16 protein-coding genes, 1 other RNA gene and 1 riboswitch are annotated in these 17,344 nt (G+C 63.5%); of the genes, 7 read left to right on the top strand and 10 right to left on the bottom strand.

The window, feature by feature from the left end; genetic code table 11:
- Positions 1–47: 47 nt before the first annotated feature.
- From cobT to H1204_RS12355, 4 genes are read right to left on the bottom strand one after another with little or no spacing between them, the layout of a single operon-like run.
- Positions 48–1,100 (bottom strand): nicotinate-nucleotide--dimethylbenzimidazole phosphoribosyltransferase, encoded by a 1,053-nt coding sequence (gene cobT / locus H1204_RS51275; RefSeq protein ID WP_243468623.1) that lies wholly within the window; start codon positions 1,098–1,100, stop codon positions 48–50.
- Positions 1,101–1,136: 36 nt separating this feature from the next.
- The gene (locus H1204_RS51280) at positions 1,137–1,958 is read right to left on the bottom strand and encodes an ABC transporter ATP-binding protein (protein ID WP_243468486.1); all 822 of its coding nucleotides are present in this window, start codon (positions 1,956–1,958) and stop codon (positions 1,137–1,139) included.
- Complete coding sequence (locus H1204_RS12350) at positions 1,955–3,016, bottom strand: iron ABC transporter permease (RefSeq protein WP_180728528.1); 1,062 nt, start codon at positions 3,014–3,016, stop codon at positions 1,955–1,957. Before H1204_RS12350 ends, H1204_RS51280 begins: the two co-directional genes overlap by 4 nt.
- A 6-nt stretch (positions 3,017–3,022) precedes the next feature.
- On the bottom strand, positions 3,023–5,005 hold the full coding sequence (locus H1204_RS12355; protein ID WP_243468487.1) for a TonB-dependent receptor: 1,983 nt from the start codon (positions 5,003–5,005) through the stop codon (positions 3,023–3,025).
- 63 nt (positions 5,006–5,068) lie between these two features.
- A riboswitch (cobalamin riboswitch) is annotated at positions 5,069–5,333 on the bottom strand.
- A gap of 221 nt (positions 5,334–5,554) precedes the next feature.
- On the opposite strand from H1204_RS12355, the gene H1204_RS12360 reads away from it, so the two are divergent.
- The 5 genes from H1204_RS12360 to H1204_RS12380 all read left to right on the top strand — a co-directional run bounded on the left by H1204_RS12360 (position 5,555) and on the right by H1204_RS12380 (position 8,002).
- On the top strand, positions 5,555–5,917 hold the full coding sequence (locus H1204_RS12360) for a hypothetical protein (RefSeq protein ID WP_036003395.1): 363 nt from the start codon (positions 5,555–5,557) through the stop codon (positions 5,915–5,917).
- Positions 5,914–6,231: a cell division protein ZapA gene (locus H1204_RS12365; RefSeq protein WP_007588566.1), complete on the top strand. Its 318-nt coding sequence runs from the start codon at positions 5,914–5,916 to the stop codon at positions 6,229–6,231. Before H1204_RS12360 ends, H1204_RS12365 begins: the two co-directional genes overlap by 4 nt.
- A gap of 64 nt (positions 6,232–6,295) precedes the next feature.
- Positions 6,296–6,477, top strand: a non-coding RNA gene (ssrS, locus tag H1204_RS12370) — 6S RNA.
- 140 nt (positions 6,478–6,617) lie between these two features.
- The gene (locus tag H1204_RS12375) at positions 6,618–7,088 is read left to right on the top strand and encodes an EVE domain-containing protein (protein ID WP_180728529.1); all 471 of its coding nucleotides are present in this window, start codon (positions 6,618–6,620) and stop codon (positions 7,086–7,088) included.
- 176 nt (positions 7,089–7,264) lie between these two features.
- Complete coding sequence (locus tag H1204_RS12380) at positions 7,265–8,002, top strand: SIMPL domain-containing protein (protein WP_180728530.1); 738 nt, start codon at positions 7,265–7,267, stop codon at positions 8,000–8,002.
- A gap of 697 nt (positions 8,003–8,699) precedes the next feature.
- On the opposite strand, the gene H1204_RS12385 is transcribed toward H1204_RS12380, so the two are convergent.
- The 3 genes from H1204_RS12385 to H1204_RS12395 all read right to left on the bottom strand — a co-directional run bounded on the left by H1204_RS12385 (position 8,700) and on the right by H1204_RS12395 (position 12,249).
- Positions 8,700–10,118, bottom strand: coding sequence for an IS66 family transposase (locus H1204_RS12385; RefSeq protein WP_180728531.1), 1,419 nt, complete (start codon positions 10,116–10,118; stop codon positions 8,700–8,702).
- Positions 10,119–10,295: 177 nt separating this feature from the next.
- The gene (gene lgt / locus H1204_RS12390) at positions 10,296–11,201 is read right to left on the bottom strand and encodes a prolipoprotein diacylglyceryl transferase (RefSeq protein WP_180728532.1); all 906 of its coding nucleotides are present in this window, start codon (positions 11,199–11,201) and stop codon (positions 10,296–10,298) included.
- 73 nt (positions 11,202–11,274) lie between these two features.
- Positions 11,275–12,249, bottom strand: a complete 975-nt coding sequence (locus tag H1204_RS12395) for a LysR family transcriptional regulator (protein ID WP_180728533.1) — start codon at positions 12,247–12,249, stop codon at positions 11,275–11,277.
- Positions 12,250–12,435: 186 nt separating this feature from the next.
- Here H1204_RS12395 and ilvD point away from each other — a divergent pair, with 186 nt between their 5' ends.
- Together ilvD and H1204_RS12405 are read left to right on the top strand one after the other, a co-directional pair.
- On the top strand, positions 12,436–14,109 hold the full coding sequence (gene ilvD, locus H1204_RS12400) for a dihydroxy-acid dehydratase (protein WP_180728534.1): 1,674 nt from the start codon (positions 12,436–12,438) through the stop codon (positions 14,107–14,109).
- Between the two features lie 130 nt (positions 14,110–14,239).
- The gene (locus H1204_RS12405; RefSeq protein WP_180728535.1) at positions 14,240–14,563 is read left to right on the top strand and encodes a c-type cytochrome; all 324 of its coding nucleotides are present in this window, start codon (positions 14,240–14,242) and stop codon (positions 14,561–14,563) included.
- Between the two features lie 28 nt (positions 14,564–14,591).
- Here H1204_RS12405 and H1204_RS12410 read toward each other — a convergent pair whose 3' ends face one another.
- The 3 genes from H1204_RS12410 to H1204_RS12420 all read right to left on the bottom strand — a co-directional run bounded on the left by H1204_RS12410 (position 14,592) and on the right by H1204_RS12420 (position 17,323).
- Positions 14,592–15,269 carry a DUF2486 family protein gene (locus tag H1204_RS12410; RefSeq protein ID WP_180728536.1) on the bottom strand — a complete coding sequence of 226 codons (678 nt, stop codon included), beginning with the start codon at positions 15,267–15,269 and terminating at the stop codon, positions 14,592–14,594.
- Positions 15,270–15,348: 79 nt separating this feature from the next.
- The gene (locus H1204_RS12415) at positions 15,349–15,765 is read right to left on the bottom strand and encodes a DNA polymerase III subunit chi (RefSeq protein WP_007582468.1); all 417 of its coding nucleotides are present in this window, start codon (positions 15,763–15,765) and stop codon (positions 15,349–15,351) included.
- Between the two features lie 46 nt (positions 15,766–15,811).
- The gene (locus tag H1204_RS12420; RefSeq protein ID WP_180728537.1) at positions 15,812–17,323 is read right to left on the bottom strand and encodes a leucyl aminopeptidase; all 1,512 of its coding nucleotides are present in this window, start codon (positions 17,321–17,323) and stop codon (positions 15,812–15,814) included.
- Between the last annotated feature and the right edge of the window lie 21 nt (positions 17,324–17,344).

Here is a 17,344-nt window from a genome sequence, read left to right on the forward strand (position 1 = left end):
CACAGTTCTCTCGCTTCGAACGCCTCGATTGATGCACGCGCCGCGCATCATGCATCGCGTTGCGCGACGCCTGCCGACTCGAAGCTCGCCATTTCGTTGACGAATGCCACGGCTGCGCGCAGCAAAGGCATAGCAAGTGCTGCGCCCGTTCCTTCGCCCAGGCGCAGATCGAGTGCGAGCAGCGGCACCGCGCCGAAGTAATCGAGCATGCGGCGATGGCCCGCTTCGTTCGACGCATGCGCGAACACGCAGTAATCGCGCACGGCAGGCGCGAACGCATCGGCCACCAGCAGCGCGGAGGTCGCGATAAAACCATCGACGACGATCGTCATGCGTGCTTGTGCCGCCGCGAGATACGCGCCCGCCATCATCGCGATCTCGAAGCCACCGAAGGTTGCGAGCACATCGAGCGGATCGTTCGATGCCGGGTGAAACGCGAGCGCCGCCGCCAGCACATTGCGCTTCTTCACGAGGCCGGCATTGTCGAGACCCGTGCCGCGCCCGACGCAATCGTCGATAGGCACGCCGCACAGGCGGCTCATCAGACACGCAGCCGACGACGTATTCGCAATGCCCATTTCGCCGAAGCCGATCACATTGGTGCCGAGCGCCGCGTGATGACGAACACGGTCCGCGCCCGCGCGCATCGCGGCGAGGGCTTCGTCACGCGTCATCGCGGGCTCTTGCGCGAAGTTGCGCGTGCCACGGGCAATGGGGATATCGACGAGCTTTTCGTGCGGCGCGAACTCATGGGCGACACCGGCATTCACCACTTCGAGTTCGAGGCCCGCAACGCGGCTGAACGCATTGATCGCCGCGCCGCCCGCGAGAAAGTTGAGCACCATTTGCGCCGTCACCGCTTGCGGATACGGACTCACGCCCGCGTTCGCAATGCCGTGATCGGCGGCGAACACGATCATCGCGGGACGTGTGATGGTGGGCTGCGTGCTGCGCTGGATCATGCCCATCTGGCGCGCGAGCGCTTCGAGCTGGCCGAGACTGCCGGGCGGCTTGGTCTTCAGGTCGATAATGCGTTGCAACTCGGCGCGCAATGTCTGGTCGAGCGGCTCGACGATGGGCAGGGAATGCGAAGTGGTCATATTCGTGTATGCGTGAAGAGTTCGGGTCATGCGTGTTCAGTTGCGAGACGCTGCGCGCAGCGCCGGAATCAGCGCTTCATCGTCGCCGTCGCGGATCAGCACCAGTGGGTAGCCGAATGCGCGGCTGGCGAGTTCGGGCGTCAGCACGTCGCGCGCAGGTCCCGCATGCGCGGCGCCGTTGCCTTCCAGCAGCAGCGCGTGCGTCGCGAAACGCCGCGCGAGATTCAGATCGTGGCACGAGAACATCACTGTACGCCCAGCACCGCGCGCCCATGCGCTCAATGCTTCGAGGCAATCGATCTGATGATGCAGGTCCAGATGCGCAAGCGGCTCGTCGAGCAGCAGCAGCGGCGCGTCCTGGCATAGCACGGCCGCGAGCGCGACACGCTGCCGCTCGCCGCCCGACAGCGACAGCACATCGCGCGCAGCGAAGTCCGCGAGACCGAGCGCATCGAGCGCCGCATGCGCGGCTACGCGATCCTCGTCGCGCTCCCAGCCCCAGCCGGCCAGATGCGGAAAACGGTTCAGCAGCACGATGTCGAGCACGCTCGCGCTGAATGCATCGTGCGATGTTTGCGGCATCAGCGCACGGCGCTGGGCGAGGCGCGCAAGCGACCATGCGCTCACATGCGTTCCGTCCAGCTCGATGTGTCCTTTCGCTGGACGCATGAGACCCGCGAGCGTCGAGATGAGCGTCGTTTTGCCCGCACCGTTCGGTCCGGCGATGCACCAGACTTCGCCCGGATAGAACGTGTGCGTGAAGGCATCGAGTAACGTGCGCGAGCCGGCGCGCAAGGTCAACTGGTCTGCGTGCAGCGTGGCATCGGCGCTTGTGCGTGCGTTCATGCGTGCGTTCATGCGCGCCTCCGTCGGAGCAGCATCCACAGGAACACGGGCACGCCGATCAACGCGGTGATCACGCCAACGGGCAACTGCGCGGGCGCGATCACGGTGCGCGCGATCAGATCGGCACCCATCACGGCAACGCCGCCGCCGAGCGCCGCTGCGGGCAGCAGCATGCGCTGATCGTTGCCGAACGCGAGACGCAGGATGTGCGGCACGACGAGCCCGACGAATCCAATCGTGCCGCCCGTCGTCACAGCGGCGGCAGCGGCGAGCGATGCGACCAGGTAGACGCGTAGCCGCGCGCGCATCACGGGCACGCCGAGCGCTTGCGCCGCGGCGTCACCGCGCAGCAGTACATTGAGTTGCGGCGCGATGGGCACGATCGCGAGCAACGCGACGCACAACGCAGCGAGCGCGAGCCACGGCATGCCGCCGCCGTTCAGATCGCCCGTCAGCCAGAACAGCATGCCGCGCAGGCGGCTGTCGGGCGCGATCGTCAACAGCAATGTGATGACGGCGCCCCACCCCGCTGCGATTACCGCGCCCGTCAGCAGCAGACGCGGCGATGCGTCCTGCGGCTCGCCGCGCCACAGCGCGCCGCGTGCAAGACCGAGCACCAGCAGGATCGACACGAACGCGCCGGCGAACGCCGATGCATCGACGATCCACCACGCGCAGCCCGCGATCATCGCGACCAGCGCAAAGCTCGCCGCGCCGCCCGACACGCCGAGCACGTACGGCTCGGCCAGCGGATTGCGCAGCAACACCTGAAGCAACGCACCCGCGAGCGCAAGCAATGCGCCGCAACCGAAGCCGGCGAGCGCGCGCGGCAAGCGCAACGTGCGAACGATCTGCGTGGCGAGATCGGACGATACGTCAGCCGACGGCAGCAACGCGTCGAGCACGCGCGACGGCGCGACGCTCACGCTGCCCAGCGCAAGCGACGCCACGAAGACCGCGAGCGCCGCGATACCGAGCGCCGTCCAGATGGCGAGCGCGCGCTTCGCGCTCATGCCTCGCGCGACCTGGATCGGCTGAGATTGCGGCTGACGTTGCACGAGTCCGCTCATCGCGCGTCACTGCTGTTGCCAGCCGAGCGTGATATAGGCGCCGCGCCTTGGCGTGTTGTACGTGTAGGCGAGTTCATAGTCCTTGTCGAAGAGATTCTGGATTTGCGCGGCCACGTACCACGCCTTTGTGACGTTGTAGCGCGCGGACAAATTCACGATGCCATAACCGCCGAGCGCCGTGCCGCTGTCGTCGCGTTCGCCGCTCACAAGCCATTCGCCGCCCACCCGCCAGCTGCCGACATTGCGGTTCGCCGTGAACGACGCGAAATGACGCGCGCGACGGTTCAGATCGGTATGCGTGTCTTCATCGACGGGATTCTGGAACGTCAGGGCCGCGCGCACATCGGTCTTGCCGACATGGCCCTGCCACGATCCCTCGATGCCCTGCACTTTCGCATGCCCCACGTTCTCAGCGACGTAGATTCCCGGCGTGGTCTGCACATAGTCGATCAGGTTCGTGTAGCGCGTCTGGAATGCCGTGAGCTTCAGCAGGCCGAGCGCATCGGATGCGTACTGCAATGCGGCCTCGACGGAATGGCTGTGCTCCGGTTGAATGAGCGGATTACCGCTGTACGGGAAGTACAGATCGTTGAAGCTCGGCGCGCGAAATGCATCGGACCAGCTTGCAGTCACCTTCCAGTGCTCGTTGAAGTCGTAGCCATAGCCCAGATAGTAACTGTTGGCTCCGCCGAAATCCGAGTACTGGTCGCGCCGCAGGTTTGCCTGGATCTGGCTGTTGCCGAAGCGCCCCGTGTAGCCCGCAAACCCCGAGTTCACGTGACGCGCCGGCGCGCTGTACTGATTCGAGTCGAGCGTCTGGTCGAGATGCTCGTAGCCCAACTGAAGCTTTTGATCGCGCGCAAACGTGAAATCGTTTTGCCACGTGTACTGCCGGTTGTCCGAATCGTAGCGGTACAGATAGTCGCCATTGACCGACGTGTTGCTGCGATCGTTGCCCGTCGCGACGACGAAGCGCGTCGTCCACCAATCGGTGAGCTTGCCGTTCGCGAAGGCCGAGGCCGTCTGCACCTTGCTGTGCAGATTGTTGAGATCGGTGGGCAGGCCGAAGGGATTGTCGAAACTGTCGTTGCCGTTCGACTGGAAGTAGCGCAGGCCAATGTCCCACCGGTCGTTGAGCTTGTGGCGCAGCGACGCGCTCACGCTCTCGTTGAAATAGCCGTTCGCGTTCGGATTGACAGGCGCGAGCGCCGGGTCGATCGACGAGAAGCCGTCCGTCTTCGCGCGCGCGAGCGTGATGCTGAAGGTCGTGCGGCCGTCCTTGTCGAGCGCGCCGTCGACGCCCGCCGCCTGGCGCTGCGTGTGATAGCTGCCGTACTCGACCTCGAAGTGAAAACGCGGCGGATGATTGCCGCCTTCCTTCGTGAACACCTGCACCACGCCGCCGATCGCGCCCGAGCCATACAGCGCCGACACGTTGCCGTTGACCACTTCGACGTGATCGATCTGGTCGAGTGGAATCTGTTCGAGCTGCGCGTTGCCCTGGCTCACGGAGTCGACCCGCACGCCGTCGATCAGCACGAGCGATTGCGTCGACGACGCGCCCCGCAAGAAGAGACTCGACGTCGAGCCCGGCCCGCCGTTGCGTACGATCTGCGCGCCGGGCGCGAACGCCAGCAGGCCCGGCAAATCGCGCGCGCTGCTGTCCGCGATGTCCTGCGGGTCGAACAGCGTGGTCTGCGGAATCGCGTCGGCGAGCCGCTGCGCGCGACGGTCAGCCGTGACGACGATGGGCGACAAAGTCGTGGGATGGGTCGACGACGCAGCGCCCGTCGCGTCCTTGTCCGATCGATCCGTGGATGTGGCGGATGGGTTCGCCTCGTCGGCTGACTGCGCGCTTGCAGCGAGCGGGACTGAAGCGAAAGCGATCACGGCGAGCGCTGCAAGCGGCGCGCGTCGGAAGTCTGGACACAGCGGGCGCGGAAACACCTGGCGCAGACACGCCGGGTGGACAAACACGGAGGTGAGCATCGAAAGAGTCCTGTGGGCCTGTGCGCGGCCCGCTCCTCGTGGGCCGATGCCTGTACAAGGAGCGACACGCTCCTTGACTCCGGCCGGTATCCGGGCTGACGACTGGCCGACCCGCCTTCCCACGCTTCATGCGCAGTGGCGCTTCGCACGGCATCGGCTCTCATGGATGGCTCGACGCGTGCATGGGTCGACCTGCAGGAACTGCGGTCGTTGTACCGTTGCGAGGACAGCGCAGGTTGGCTCGTCCGGGCGGACTTCGCTCCCTGCTTCCCGTTTAACTGCGCGCGGCGCGATACCGCGCGCGGGCACCAGAGTGCCGCAAGTGTAGAAGTGGCGTACACACGCGTCAAGAAACGCGAGGGTGTCGCAGGGACGATGAGCGTGGACTTTTAAAAAGAGTCCCTTTTTCAAGGGTAAAAATGCGTGAATCGCGACGAGACACCTGGATAATGCGGCGTTAAAGCGCTACTGTTACGTCCTGAAACGAGACAAATGCCCGAGCGTGCGACATTCCGCGCTAGAATGCCATGTCTTTAGAGGACGCAGCACATGCTCACCGAACTCGAAACACTGTCACAGAACATCGGCCGGCTGATCGAGATCAGCCAACGCTACAACGAAGCGCGCCTCGCACTCGAAGAACAGCTCGCACAAGCGCGCGCCGAATGCGAAGCGACCCGCGTAGAACTCGAACAGACTCGCGAAGAACGCGCCGCATTGCAAGCGGAGCGCGATGCGCTGTCCGCGAAGATCGACGACGCTCAGGTGCGTCTGAACGCCATCCTCGAGAAGCTGCCGCGCGCTCGCGGTCATGAGCCCGACAATCAACTCGATCTCCTCGCGCCCGAGCAGCAGGCGCAGGCCAATCACGACGCGAACAACGACGCGACCCGCCACGGAGAAAACGCATGACCACGAAGCAGATCGAAGTGTCGATCCTCGGCCAGCCCTATCGTCTCGCCTGCTCGGCGGAAACGGAGGCGGCGCTGCTCGAAGCGGTGGCGCGTGTCGATGCCGAGATGTCGAAGATTCGCTCCAACAGCAACGTGCGCGGCCAGGATCGTATCGCCGTGATGGCGGCATTGTCGCTGGCATCGGAACTGCTTAGGCTGCAAGCCAGCGTGCGACACGGAGAATCATTTCCCGCCGAAGAAATCCGGCGTACAATGCACCAGATGAATGAGCAGCTGGGCACTGTGATCCAACAGTACAGCAGCGTGCAGTAAAGAAAATTCTGGTGGGCTTGATTGTTCTGCGGTCGGGCCCATGTTGTAGAGCAAACGTTTTAAAGCTTCCCTGCCTGGTTCGCCAAGGTCATATATTCCTTGAACCAATGCTATGTGCACGGTTGCGGAAATTTGTAGCACGGGTGTGCGCGTCACTCTGTCTGATGTACCCGAAGTGCTGCTAACTGCGACCAATTCTGAACCTCAGGTTCAGGATGCCGGCCTAGCGGCTAAGGCGGGGACCTATACGAACGGCATCGGACTTTGTCCGATGCCGTTTTTCTTTGGGCGTGCGCATTGCGTTGGTTGGCGCGCACCGCGTTGCGAACCGTTTGAACCCGACTGTTCGACGAAGACTTCTTTCTACTTCACGTTCAATCCGACTCATGCGCTACTGGCTGATGAAGTCCGAACCGGACGAAGCGAGCATCGACGATCTCGCGAATGCTCCGCAACGCACGCTGCCCTGGACGGGCGTGCGCAATTATCAGGCACGCAACTTCATGCGCGACATCATGAAGGTCGGCGACGGCGTGCTGTTCTATCACTCCAGTTGCCCGGAGCCGGGCATTGCGGGCATCGCTGAAGTATCGTCGACGCCCTACCCCGACCCGACCCAGTTCGATCCGAAGAGCCCGTACTACGATGAGAAGTCGACGCAGGAAACGCCGCGCTGGACGCTCGTCGATGTCGTGTTCAAGAAGAAGATCAAGCTGATCGCTCTGGCGGCGTTGCGCGAGCATCCCGAGGTTGCCGACATGCGTGTGCTCGCGAAGGGCAACCGTCTGTCGATCACGCCCGTGACGGAGGCGGAATGGACGTTCATCACGAAGCAGCTTGCGAAGCGCGCTGCATGAACACGTGATGAATACGCGAGTTCGCGTGACATTCGAGCATTCGCTCGGGAACCAGACGACCCTTTCAGGCGCCTAACCGCCTCGCAAGCGTCATGCCACGCGCGCCGCGCGACTGCGTCTGGCGACGTGGATCTCGACGCATGCATGCATAACCTGCTCAACGAAGGAGTCGAACAATGACCAGAAAATCCGCGCTCGTATGGGCGCTCGCGGCGGGCGCCTGCGCGGCGCCTGTTGCACTCGCGCTCACGTCCGTCGCGGCCAATGCGCAAACCGTTGTGCAGCAGTATCAGCCGGCCGGCGTGCTGTCGCTGAACGCACAGGCGAGCGCCGATGTGCCACAGGACGTCGTCGATATCACGCTGTTCTACGAACAGGAAGCCAGCGATCCGTCGTCGTTGACGGGCACGTTGAACCAGCATGCCGACCAGGCGCTGCAAAAGGCCAAGGGCGTGAGCGGTGTGACGGCGCGCACCGGTTCGTTCTCTATCTATCCGTCGACGGATCGCGACGGGCGTATTTCCGCGTGGCGCGGGCGAACGGAGATCGTGCTGGAGTCGCACGACTTCGCGGCGGCATCGAAGCTCGCGGGGCAATTGTCGTCGATCATGCAGGTTGGGAATGTGCAGTTTTCACTGTCGCCGGAGGCTGAGCGCGCTGCCGGGCAGAAGCTGACGGGGCAGGCGATTGCATCGTTCAAGCAGCAGGCTGCTGCGGCTGCGCAGGCTTTTGGGTACAGCGGCTATACCATTCGCGAAGTGAATGTCGGGCATAGTGGCGGCGTGCCGCCGCGGCCTGTCATGATGATGAGCATGCGGTCGGATGTTAGCGCCAAGGCGGCGGCGCCTGTGCCTGTTGAAGGTGGAACGTCCACCGTGACGGTTAATGTTTCAGGGTCTGTGCAGATGAAGTGATTTTTTTGTCTGCGACGCTGGGGTGGTTTGCTTGTGTTTTTTGCTGGCATCCGCGCTTTGCCTTTGCGCTTCCAGCGTCGCCCCTGTGCATTTGCCTTTCGCTGGCATCCGCGATTCGTTAGCGTGCTTCACGCGTCGCCCCTGTGCGGGGCGGCACCTACTTTTCTTTGCCACCGCCGCAAAGAAAAGTAGGCAAAAGAAAGCGGCTGACACCGCCAACATTTCTTCTTGCCTGAGGGCCCTCAACCGGTCCCTCACTTCACACGGCAACCACGTGACTCATGCTTGTTGCCAGCGCTCTGATTTGACATATCACCCGCTTCACGTGCCCCGCGTCGCGACATGCCGCGCCAGATAATCCACTGCCGCCCAGGTGGCAAACTGTGTGTAGGTTGTCGCGTCGTATAGGGTAGCGCTCTTACAGGGTGGAACGCGTGCGCTATCGGTCCGGAGTGAGGTGTGTGAGGTGCTACGGCCTACACACAGTTTGCCACCTGGGCGGCAGAAAACATTCGCTACCGCGAGCCTTTGTGGGGGTGTTTGAAGTGGGTGAGGCGCTCATTCAGCGCGTTGGCAACGCAGGCAAACAAGGACGCTGCCGTGTGAAGCGTAAGACCCTTTGGGGCCCTCAGGCAAGAAGAAATGCTAGCGGTGTTAGCCGCTTTCTTTTTGCCTACTTTTCTTTGCGGCGGCGTAACTATTCAGCGGTAACCAGAGGCGAAACGACGACTCCTGTAAAGGCCAGGGCGAGCGCGTCGATCAGCGAACGGCTCTGCTTGCGTAAGGTGGCAAGGTAGGAGCGGATCGTGCAGAACGCCTCCATACCCGATTCCGAGCGGAAGCACCCGGAGATCTTCTGTTTGAGTTTGGGCATGCGGATATCGCGTTCGGCCTGGTTGTTGTCGAACGGTACGCGGTGATCGGCAATGAAACGCCACACCTCATCGGCATACTTGTGAAGCCGTGTGAGCAGGTTGCAGGTAAAGCTTTGCCTGATCCTGCCGCGGCGTTCCCGGCGCCCGGACTCACGTGCCTGCTGCGGATTGAGCTTGCGTGCCTGGGCGATCAGGGCGCGGCTGCGCCGTGTGTAATAGCGTTGGCGCGCCTGACTCAGCGCGGTGTTTCCTGCAGCCTGACTGAGGTCGACCTCGCGCTTTGCCTGGCAAAGCAGGTCAATCATCTGCTGGGCCCAGCGTTGCTGCGTGGACTCCAGGACAAACACCAGTTCGCGCAGATGATGAGCATTGCACAGCGCATGCTCACACTCATAGCCGGCATACGGCCGCCAGCCGTCATGGACCGCGACTCCCGTAAAGCCGGGAAGAATGCCGAAGCTGTCCAGCGCCTCGCTGCCGCGCTTGCGGTGCGCGCCATACCAGCTCAACGCGTGCGTCGAGGCGACATGCAGCCAGCGGGACTCGCGCCCCACGCGCATGCAGCTCTCATCGAAATGCACCACGGGTTGCCCGCGTAGCGCCTGCCGGATCTGCTCAACGGCTGGCACCAGTAACTGCGCGGCCTGATCAATGCTGTGCTGGACGGTTCCCGTAACCACATGCAGACCAAACAGGTCCTTCAGCGCCTGGGCGGTGCGCGCAACCGGCAACTGCTGGTATTGCGTCAGATAGACGGCTGCGGCGCGAATCTGGGGGCCGTACTGAACCGCCTGGCTCACGCCCTTGGGAAATGCGCCCGAGTGATGCTTGCCGCAGCGGCACTGCGCGATCTGCACGCGATGCTCGGTCACCTCAAAGCGCGTGGGTGGCAAATCGATCACCTGACGGCCTTCGGGCAACACGGCCACGCGGGCTGCTGCGATGCGTTGGCCACATGCATCGCACACCAGCGCCACCGGGTGAATCTCGATGTGATCGGGTTGCGCGACGCGTTTGAGCGTCTTGCCCTTGTGCCCCGGTTGCGCGCCAGGCCTGGCCCCGCTCGTGCCGCGCAATGACTTCGGCTTGCGCCTTGGACCATCGCTTGACGGCGGCTTGCTGGAGTTATGACTGTCCTTCTCAAGCTTTGCCTCGAGCTCGTTCAGACGCCTCACCAGATCAACGATGAGTGCGTCCTTCTGCTCCGGTGTCAGGTCCTTGAGGTCGGGCATCTTCGTCATGTCCCTCACTATGCACAGCCTGGTAGCAGTTTACAAGCGCTGAATAGTTACGCGGCGGCAAAGAAAAGTGGGTGCCGCCCCGCACAGGGGCGACGCTCGAAGCGCAAAGGCAAAGCGCGGATGCCAGCAAAAAACACAACCAAACCACCCCAGCGTCGCAGACAGAAAAAAAGCACATCAACCTGCATTAACAGCCCGCGCAGCCCCCCTCCCATTCCGCCGATAAGCCCACACCAACATCAGCACCCCAGCAATAACCATCGGCAGCGACAGCCACTGTCCCATGGACAGCCCAAACGCCAGCAGCCCAAGAAAATCATCCGGCTCACGCGCAAACTCAACCGTAAAGCGCGCAAGGCCATAGCCAATAAGAAAGACAGCCGAAGCAGCCCCAACAGGCCGCGGCTTGCGCGTAAAGAACCACAGCACAAGAAACAGCACGACACCTTCAAGCGCGATCTCATACAACTGCGAAGGATGCCGCGGCAGCATGTGATATTGCGCAAACACCTCACCAAGATGCCATTGCGCGGCCTGCGCCGGATGCGCCGCCAGCCAGCCGGCATCTTCATTCGCGGCACCGGGGAACAGCATCGCCCAAGGCGCATCGGGCGACGTCACCCGCCCCCACAACTCACCATTGATGAAATTACCAAGCCGCCCCGCAGCAAGACCAGTCGGCACCATCGGCGCGACGAAATCGGTCACCTGCAGCCACGTGCGCTTTCGCTGCCACGCGAACAACACCATCGCCAGCGTCACGCCGAGAAAACCGCCATGGAACGACATGCCCCCTTCCCAGACCTTGAAGATGTCCAGAGGATGCGCGAAGTACCAACTCGCCTTGTAGAACAGCACATAACCAAGACGCCCGCCGAGTATCGTACCGAGCACGCCATAAAACAGCATGTCGTCGATGTCCTTCGGGGTCCAGCCTTGTGCCGCGACATGCGGCAAACGCAGCCGCAACCGGCCCACGACGATCGCCATGACAAAGGCGACCAGGTACATCAGGCCGTACCAGCGGACGGCCAGCGGTCCCAGATGAATGGCGATGGGATCGAAATTCGGGTGAATGTGCATCGTATCGTTATAGGGGTTCGGTAATCTGGAAACTCAAGCGCATTGGACGCGCCGCGCCGCAAAGGGTTCGCCGCTAGCCGGCCAGCACATCGGCATGAGCACGCACGATGTCGATGAAACCGGCCAGCACAGGGCTCACTTCCGCCGTGCGCCACACGAGCCCGGTGACGACGGCGGGTACGGCCTCACGCAACGGACGATACACGACGCCCGTGCGCCGCAGGTTACGCAACGATTGCGGCACCAGCGCGACACCCATGCCCGCGGACACCAGGCTCACGATCGTCTGCATCTGGATCGCTTCCTGGCCGATGTGCGGCGTCAGGCCGGCCGCGCCGTAGCAATCCATAATGATGTCATAAAAGCCTGGCGCGAGACGCCTTGGGAAAACGACCAGCGGCGTGTCGCCCGCCTGCGCGAGGCTCAACGGCTCGTCGCGCCATTCGGCCACGCCCGCCCCGCTCGCCGCACCGCCTTCTGTATCGACCTCGATACGCGCCGCCATCTCCGCCGACATCGCGATCACCAGCGGCTCGCGCGCCAGCGGCAACCACGACAGCTGCGACGCGTAGCGCGGCGGCAGCGGCCCGATCACCAGTCCCGCATCGACACGCCCCGCGACCAGCTCGTCGATCTGCACGTCGCTGGTCGCTTCGAGCAGTTCGAGCCGCACGCGCGGATGGCGCGAGCCGAACTCGCGCAACAGCGGCGGCAACAGCCCGTAATCCGCCGTCGACACGAACGCCAGCGACAGCACCCCCGCCTCGCCGCGCGCAAGACTCTGCGCCAATGGCCGCAGCCCTTCCGCGCCCGCCAGCAGCCGCCGCACCTCGGGCAGCAGATCCGCTCCGACCGACGTCAGTTCGACGGAGCGCTTGGTGCGCGCGAACAGCTCGACGCCCAACGTGTCTTCGAGCGCGCGGATCGCCTGCGACAGCGGCGGCTGCGTCATCGACAGCCGCGCCGCCGCGCGCCCGAAGTGCTTCTCTTCGGCGACGGTCACGAAATAGCGCAACTGGCGGAGATCGGGGACGGCAGGCAGGCTCATTGATACATTTTACGACCTAATCGATGCTGAATAATATATTGGACATTCTTTTGCAGAAACTCCATTCTTGCCCAACGCGCCCGAACTAGACTAAAGAACCCGCGCTGGAACCGCCCAGGCCGTTGCGCCGCAAGCGGGAAGCGAGCCGATCGGCGCGCACACCAAAACAACTGGATGGAGCTCCCCATGCCGTACAACCGTCGTTCGAAGAACATCACGCAAGGCGTCGCGCGTTCGCCGAACCGCTCGATGTATTACGCGCTCGGCTACCAGAAGGAAGACTTCGACAAGCCGATGATCGGCGTCGCCAACGGCCACTCGACCATCACGCCATGCAACGCCGGCCTGCAACGGCTCACCGACGCCGCCGTCGAAGCCGTCAAGCGCTCCGACGCAAACCCGCAGACCTTCGGCACGCCGACCATCTCCGACGGCATGTCGATGGGCACGGAGGGCATGAAGTACTCGCTGGTTTCGCGCGAAGTGATCGCCGACTGCATCGAGACCTGCGTGCAAGGCCAGTGGATGGATGGCGTCGTCGTGATCGGCGGTTGCGACAAGAACATGCCGGGCGGCATGATCGGCCTCGCGCGGATGAACGTGCCGGGCATCTACGTGTACGGCGGGACGATCAAACCGGGCAGATGGAAAGGCACCGACCTGACCATCGTGTCGTCGTTCGAAGCGGTCGGCGAGTTCACGGCGGGCCGCATGTCGCAGGAAGATTTCGAAGGGGTCGAACAGAACGCGTGCCCGACGACGGGCTCGTGCGGCGGCATGTACACGGCCAACACGATGAGCTCATCGTTCGAGGCGCTCGGCATGTCGCTAATGTATTCGTCGACGATGGCGAACCCGGATCAGGAAAAGGTGGATTCGGCGGCGGAATCGGCCCGCGTGCTGGTCGAAGCCGTCAAGAAAGACCTCAAGCCGCGCGACATCATCACGAAGAAGTCGATAGAAAACGCCGTCGCGCTCATCATGGCGACGGGCGGCTCGACCAATGCCGTGCTGCACTATCTGGCCATCGCACACGCGGCGGAAGTCGAGTGGACTATCGATGACTTCGAGCGGATGCGCAAGAAAGTGCCCGTGATCTGCGACCTGAAGCCGTCGGGCAAGTACGTCGCGACCGACCTGCATGAGGCGGGCGGCATCCCGCAGGTGCTCAAGCTTCTGCTCGATGCGGGCCTGTTGCACGGCGACTGCGTGACCATCACCGGCAAGACGATCGCTGAAGAACTGAAGGACGTGCCGGGCAAGCCGCGCGCGGACCAGAAAGTGATTTATCCGATCGACAAGGCGCTCTACAGCGAAGGCCATCTCGCGATCCTCAAGGGCAACCTCGCGGAAGACGGCGCCGTCGCGAAGATCACCGGCCTGAAGAACCCGGTCATCACGGGCCCGGCGCGCGTATTCGACGACGAGCAAAGCGCGATGGATGCGATCCTCGCCGACAAGATCCAGGCGGGCGATGTCGTCGTGCTGCGCTATCTCGGCCCGCAAGGCGGTCCGGGCATGCCGGAGATGCTCGCGCCGACCTCGGCGATCATCGGCAAGGGACTCGGCGAATCGGTCGGTCTCATCACCGACGGGCGCTTTTCGGGGGGCACGTGGGGTATGGTCGTGGGTCACGTCGCGCCGGAAGCGTTCGCCGGCGGCACGATCGCGCTCGTGCAGGAAGGCGACTCGATCACGATCGACGCGCACAAGCTGCTGTTGCAACTCAACGTCGACGACGCCGAACTGCAACGCCGCCGCGGTGCATGGAAGCAGCCCGCGCCGCGTTACACGCGCGGCGTGCTGGCCAAGTTCGCGGCACTCGTGAAGCCGGCGAACAAGGGCGCTGTCACGGACTGACGCGGCGCAGCATCGCACGTTGATGCAAACTACGCTTCGATAGTCAAAGGGGCACACGGATCGCCGTGTGCCCCTTTGCTCTTATAATGCGTCCACCACGAGCCGGGCTGAGTTACCGGCGGAGACCATAATGAAATCGAAGTCGTATGCGGCATTCGTGCTGGCAGGCACTTTGGCATTCACCGGCACGGCGCGCGCGCAGGCGCCAGGCCTTGCGTTAGCGCAAAAGCAGAATTGCATGAGCTGCCATTCGGTCACGCGGCAATTCATGGGACCTTCGCTGCACGATGTCGCCGCTAAATATGCGCCGCGCAGCGATGCCGTCGTCTATCTCACGCGCAAGATCATGGAAGGCAGCGCGGGCGTCTGGGGACCCGTGCCGATGCCAGCCAATACACAGGTCACGCAGGACGAAGCGATGTCGCTGGCAAGCTGGATTTTGACGCTCAAGTAACGCGTGCACCCACGGCTTATTTGCCCGTCTACTTGCCGGTCGTCGAATTGCCGAGTTCTTCGCGAATCGCCTCGCGCACCCAACTGAGCATTTCCGTTTCCAGCGCGAGCGCGACCTCGCGCGTGATCTGATTGACGAGCCAGGTCGTGTGATCCTGGAATGCGTCGCGGCAGCGCGCCTCGATCAGATTGCGGCCATCCCCTTTCAGATAGGTCGCGAAACGGCCGCGCAAACGCTCGGCCAGCACGTCGGCATCGTAGTCGGACTTTGCCGCAGGAGGCGTCATTGCGTGCTCTGCCGGTGCCGTCAGCGAACTCGGCAAAGGCGGCGCGACATACTGCTCGGCCGTCGAACCCGAGCTGAACTCCGCTTCGCCCGGCACGAACTGCGCAGGCTCGCGCATCGGCGCAAGCGGCGATTCGTAGATGGAATCGAGAACGGGCACATCGTCATCGGGGACAGACGGCGTTTGCGGCTCCGCATGTACGTCGTGCGGCGCTTCATGCAAGTCTTGCGCGCCTTGCGCAGCCGCATGCTTGCCACGCGCATGCGAACCTTCATGAGCATGCGAGCCGCTGCGCTTCGGCCGCTTCGCCTTTGCGTGCGGCTCATGTGGCACATGCGGCGCATGCGGCTCGTGGCCCGTCACCATCACATCGGTCAGAACGGGGATGTCTTGATCGGAAGAGTCGGAAGATTGGGACACGAAAACACTCCCTTTAAAGATCGGACGAGCCGGTTCTGCGCGAATCGGACAAGACCGCGCATCGAGCGGACAGAACCCGTCAGGCGCCCTGTTTGTAGTTATTCAGAGCATAGCCGCGATCGCGGTAGAAGCGATAGCGCTCGCGTCCCGCGGCCAGTTCGTCGGGCGCGTTGCCGACGATTTCCAGCAGGCGCTCGAAGCGCGCGAACTGCGACGGCACGGTCGCGCCCAGATTCAACAGTATCTGATGATGCGGCACGTCGTCGAGCGACGATGTCAGCACGACGGGCGTCTGCGCCGCGAGCGGACTCCCCGCGAGGCAGTGCGGGATGAAGTCGAGTGGCGAGAAGGTCCACAACTGCTCGTCGAACGCGCGCAGGCGTGGCGGTTCGGCCAGCACGACGAGCGGCTGGCCGGCCTGATACGCCTTGCGCACGAGACGGCACGCATACTGCAGCGAATCGCCGACGTTCGAATGAAAGTCGATGCGTGTCATCGGCGATCCTGCTCCACTGCTTGATGCGCGACCGGACTGCAACGCGTCATTGTGCAGCGCGGTCGATCAGGAACTGCGACAGCAGCGGCACAGGACGGCCCGTTGCGCCCTTCGCCGCGCCGCTCTTCCATGCGGTGCCCGCGATGTCGAGGTGAGCCCACGGGTACGCTTCCGTGAAGCGCGACAGGAAGCACGCCGCCGTCACGCTGCCCGCCGGACGTCCGCCGATGTTCGCGAGGTCCGCGAAATTCGACTTCAGCTGGTCCTGATACTCGTCGTCGAGCGGCAGGCGCCATGCCGGGTCGGAGGCTTCCTTCGATGCATCGAGCAGTTCGCCCGCGAGCGCGTCGTCCTTCGAGAACAGGCCGCTGTTGTGATGGCCGAGCGCGATGATGCAGGCGCCCGTCAGCGTCGCGATGTCGATCACGGCGGCCGGCTTGAAGCGTTCCGCATACGTCAGCGCGTCGCACAGGATCAGGCGGCCCTCCGCGTCCGTGTTCAGCACTTCGATTGTCAGGCCCTTCATGCTGGTGACGATGTCGCCCGGCTTGGTCGCGTTGCCGGCGGGCATGTTCTCGCAGGTCGGAATGATGCCGACCACGTTCAGCTTCAGGCCCATCTCAGCAACGGCACGCAGCGTGCCGAGCACGGAGCCCGCGCCGCACATGTCGTACTTCATCTCGTCCATGCTGTCGCCGGGCTTGAGCGAAATGCCGCCCGTGTCGAACGTGATGCCCTTGCCGACCAGCACGACGGGCGCAGCCTTCGCGGAGCCGCCCTGATACTGGAGGACGATGAACTGCGCCGGCTCGACGGAACCCCTGGTGACCGACAGGAACGAACCCATCTTGAGCGCTTCGAGCTGCTTCTGGCCGAGCACTTCGACCTTCAGCTTCCAGTCTTTCGCGAGCTTCTTCGCGGTCGTTGCCAGATAGGTCGGCGTGCAGACGTTGCCCGGCAGGTTGCCGAGGTCCTTCGTCAGATCCATGCCGTTCGAGAGCGCCACGCCCTGCTTGAGGGCCACCTTCGCGAGCTTCTCGTCAGCCGCGTCGACGCTGAACACGATGCGCTTCAGCGCGCGCGTGCTGTTGTCCGGCTTGCTCTTCATCTGCGTGAACTTGTAGGTCAGCTCGCGCAGCGCGACGATCGCGGCGCGCACGGCCCAGTCAGACGAGCGCTCCTTGACGGGCGCCTGAGCCAGCGTGAACGTGACCTGCGTGATCTTCGTGCCGAGGATTGCGCGCCACGCGGCGCGCACGGCGTCGCCGTAGGCCTTCTGCGTGAACGCGTCCTGCTTGCCGAGACCGACCAGCAGCACGCGCGACGCGCCGATGCCCTGCACTTCATGCAGGAACACCGTGCTGCCCGTCTTGCCGTCCATGTCGCCCGCCTTGATGATGCGCGTGAGCAGACCCTTGGTGGCAGCGTCGATTTCCAGCGCCGCGCCCGACAGCGTCTGCGATTCGAACACGCCGATCACGATGCAATCCGATTTTCCGGTAAGGAACCCGTTGGTCGAGCCTTTGCTCCAATCACAGGCTTTTATGCTAAAGTCCATCGCGCTTGTCCTCGGATAAAA

The organism is Paraburkholderia sp. PGU19 (assembly GCF_013426915.1).
In the GTDB taxonomy this organism is placed as follows: domain Bacteria; phylum Pseudomonadota; class Gammaproteobacteria; order Burkholderiales; family Burkholderiaceae; genus Paraburkholderia.

Excerpts from the sequence above, each read along its gene's own strand:
- cobT (WP_243468623.1), bottom strand. The coding sequence starts at position 1,100 with ATGACCACTTCGCATTCCCTGCCCATCGTCGAGCCGCTCGACCAGACA.
- H1204_RS51280 (WP_243468486.1), bottom strand. The coding sequence starts at position 1,958 with ATGAACGCACGCATGAACGCACGCACAAGCGCCGATGCCACGCTGCAC.
- H1204_RS12350 (WP_180728528.1), bottom strand. The coding sequence starts at position 3,016 with ATGAGCGGACTCGTGCAACGTCAGCCGCAATCTCAGCCGATCCAGGTC.
- H1204_RS12355 (WP_243468487.1), bottom strand. The coding sequence starts at position 5,005 with ATGCTCACCTCCGTGTTTGTCCACCCGGCGTGTCTGCGCCAGGTGTTT.
- H1204_RS12360 (WP_036003395.1), top strand. The coding sequence starts at position 5,555 with ATGCTCACCGAACTCGAAACACTGTCACAGAACATCGGCCGGCTGATC.
- H1204_RS12365 (WP_007588566.1), top strand. The coding sequence starts at position 5,914 with ATGACCACGAAGCAGATCGAAGTGTCGATCCTCGGCCAGCCCTATCGT.
- H1204_RS12375 (WP_180728529.1), top strand. The coding sequence starts at position 6,618 with ATGCGCTACTGGCTGATGAAGTCCGAACCGGACGAAGCGAGCATCGAC.
- H1204_RS12380 (WP_180728530.1), top strand. The coding sequence starts at position 7,265 with ATGACCAGAAAATCCGCGCTCGTATGGGCGCTCGCGGCGGGCGCCTGC.
- H1204_RS12385 (WP_180728531.1), bottom strand. The coding sequence starts at position 10,118 with ATGACGAAGATGCCCGACCTCAAGGACCTGACACCGGAGCAGAAGGAC.
- lgt (WP_180728532.1), bottom strand. The coding sequence starts at position 11,201 with ATGCACATTCACCCGAATTTCGATCCCATCGCCATTCATCTGGGACCG.
- H1204_RS12395 (WP_180728533.1), bottom strand. The coding sequence starts at position 12,249 with ATGAGCCTGCCTGCCGTCCCCGATCTCCGCCAGTTGCGCTATTTCGTG.
- ilvD (WP_180728534.1), top strand. The coding sequence starts at position 12,436 with ATGCCGTACAACCGTCGTTCGAAGAACATCACGCAAGGCGTCGCGCGT.
- H1204_RS12405 (WP_180728535.1), top strand. The coding sequence starts at position 14,240 with ATGAAATCGAAGTCGTATGCGGCATTCGTGCTGGCAGGCACTTTGGCA.
- H1204_RS12415 (WP_007582468.1), bottom strand. The coding sequence starts at position 15,765 with ATGACACGCATCGACTTTCATTCGAACGTCGGCGATTCGCTGCAGTAT.
- H1204_RS12420 (WP_180728537.1), bottom strand. The coding sequence starts at position 17,323 with ATGGACTTTAGCATAAAAGCCTGTGATTGGAGCAAAGGCTCGACCAAC.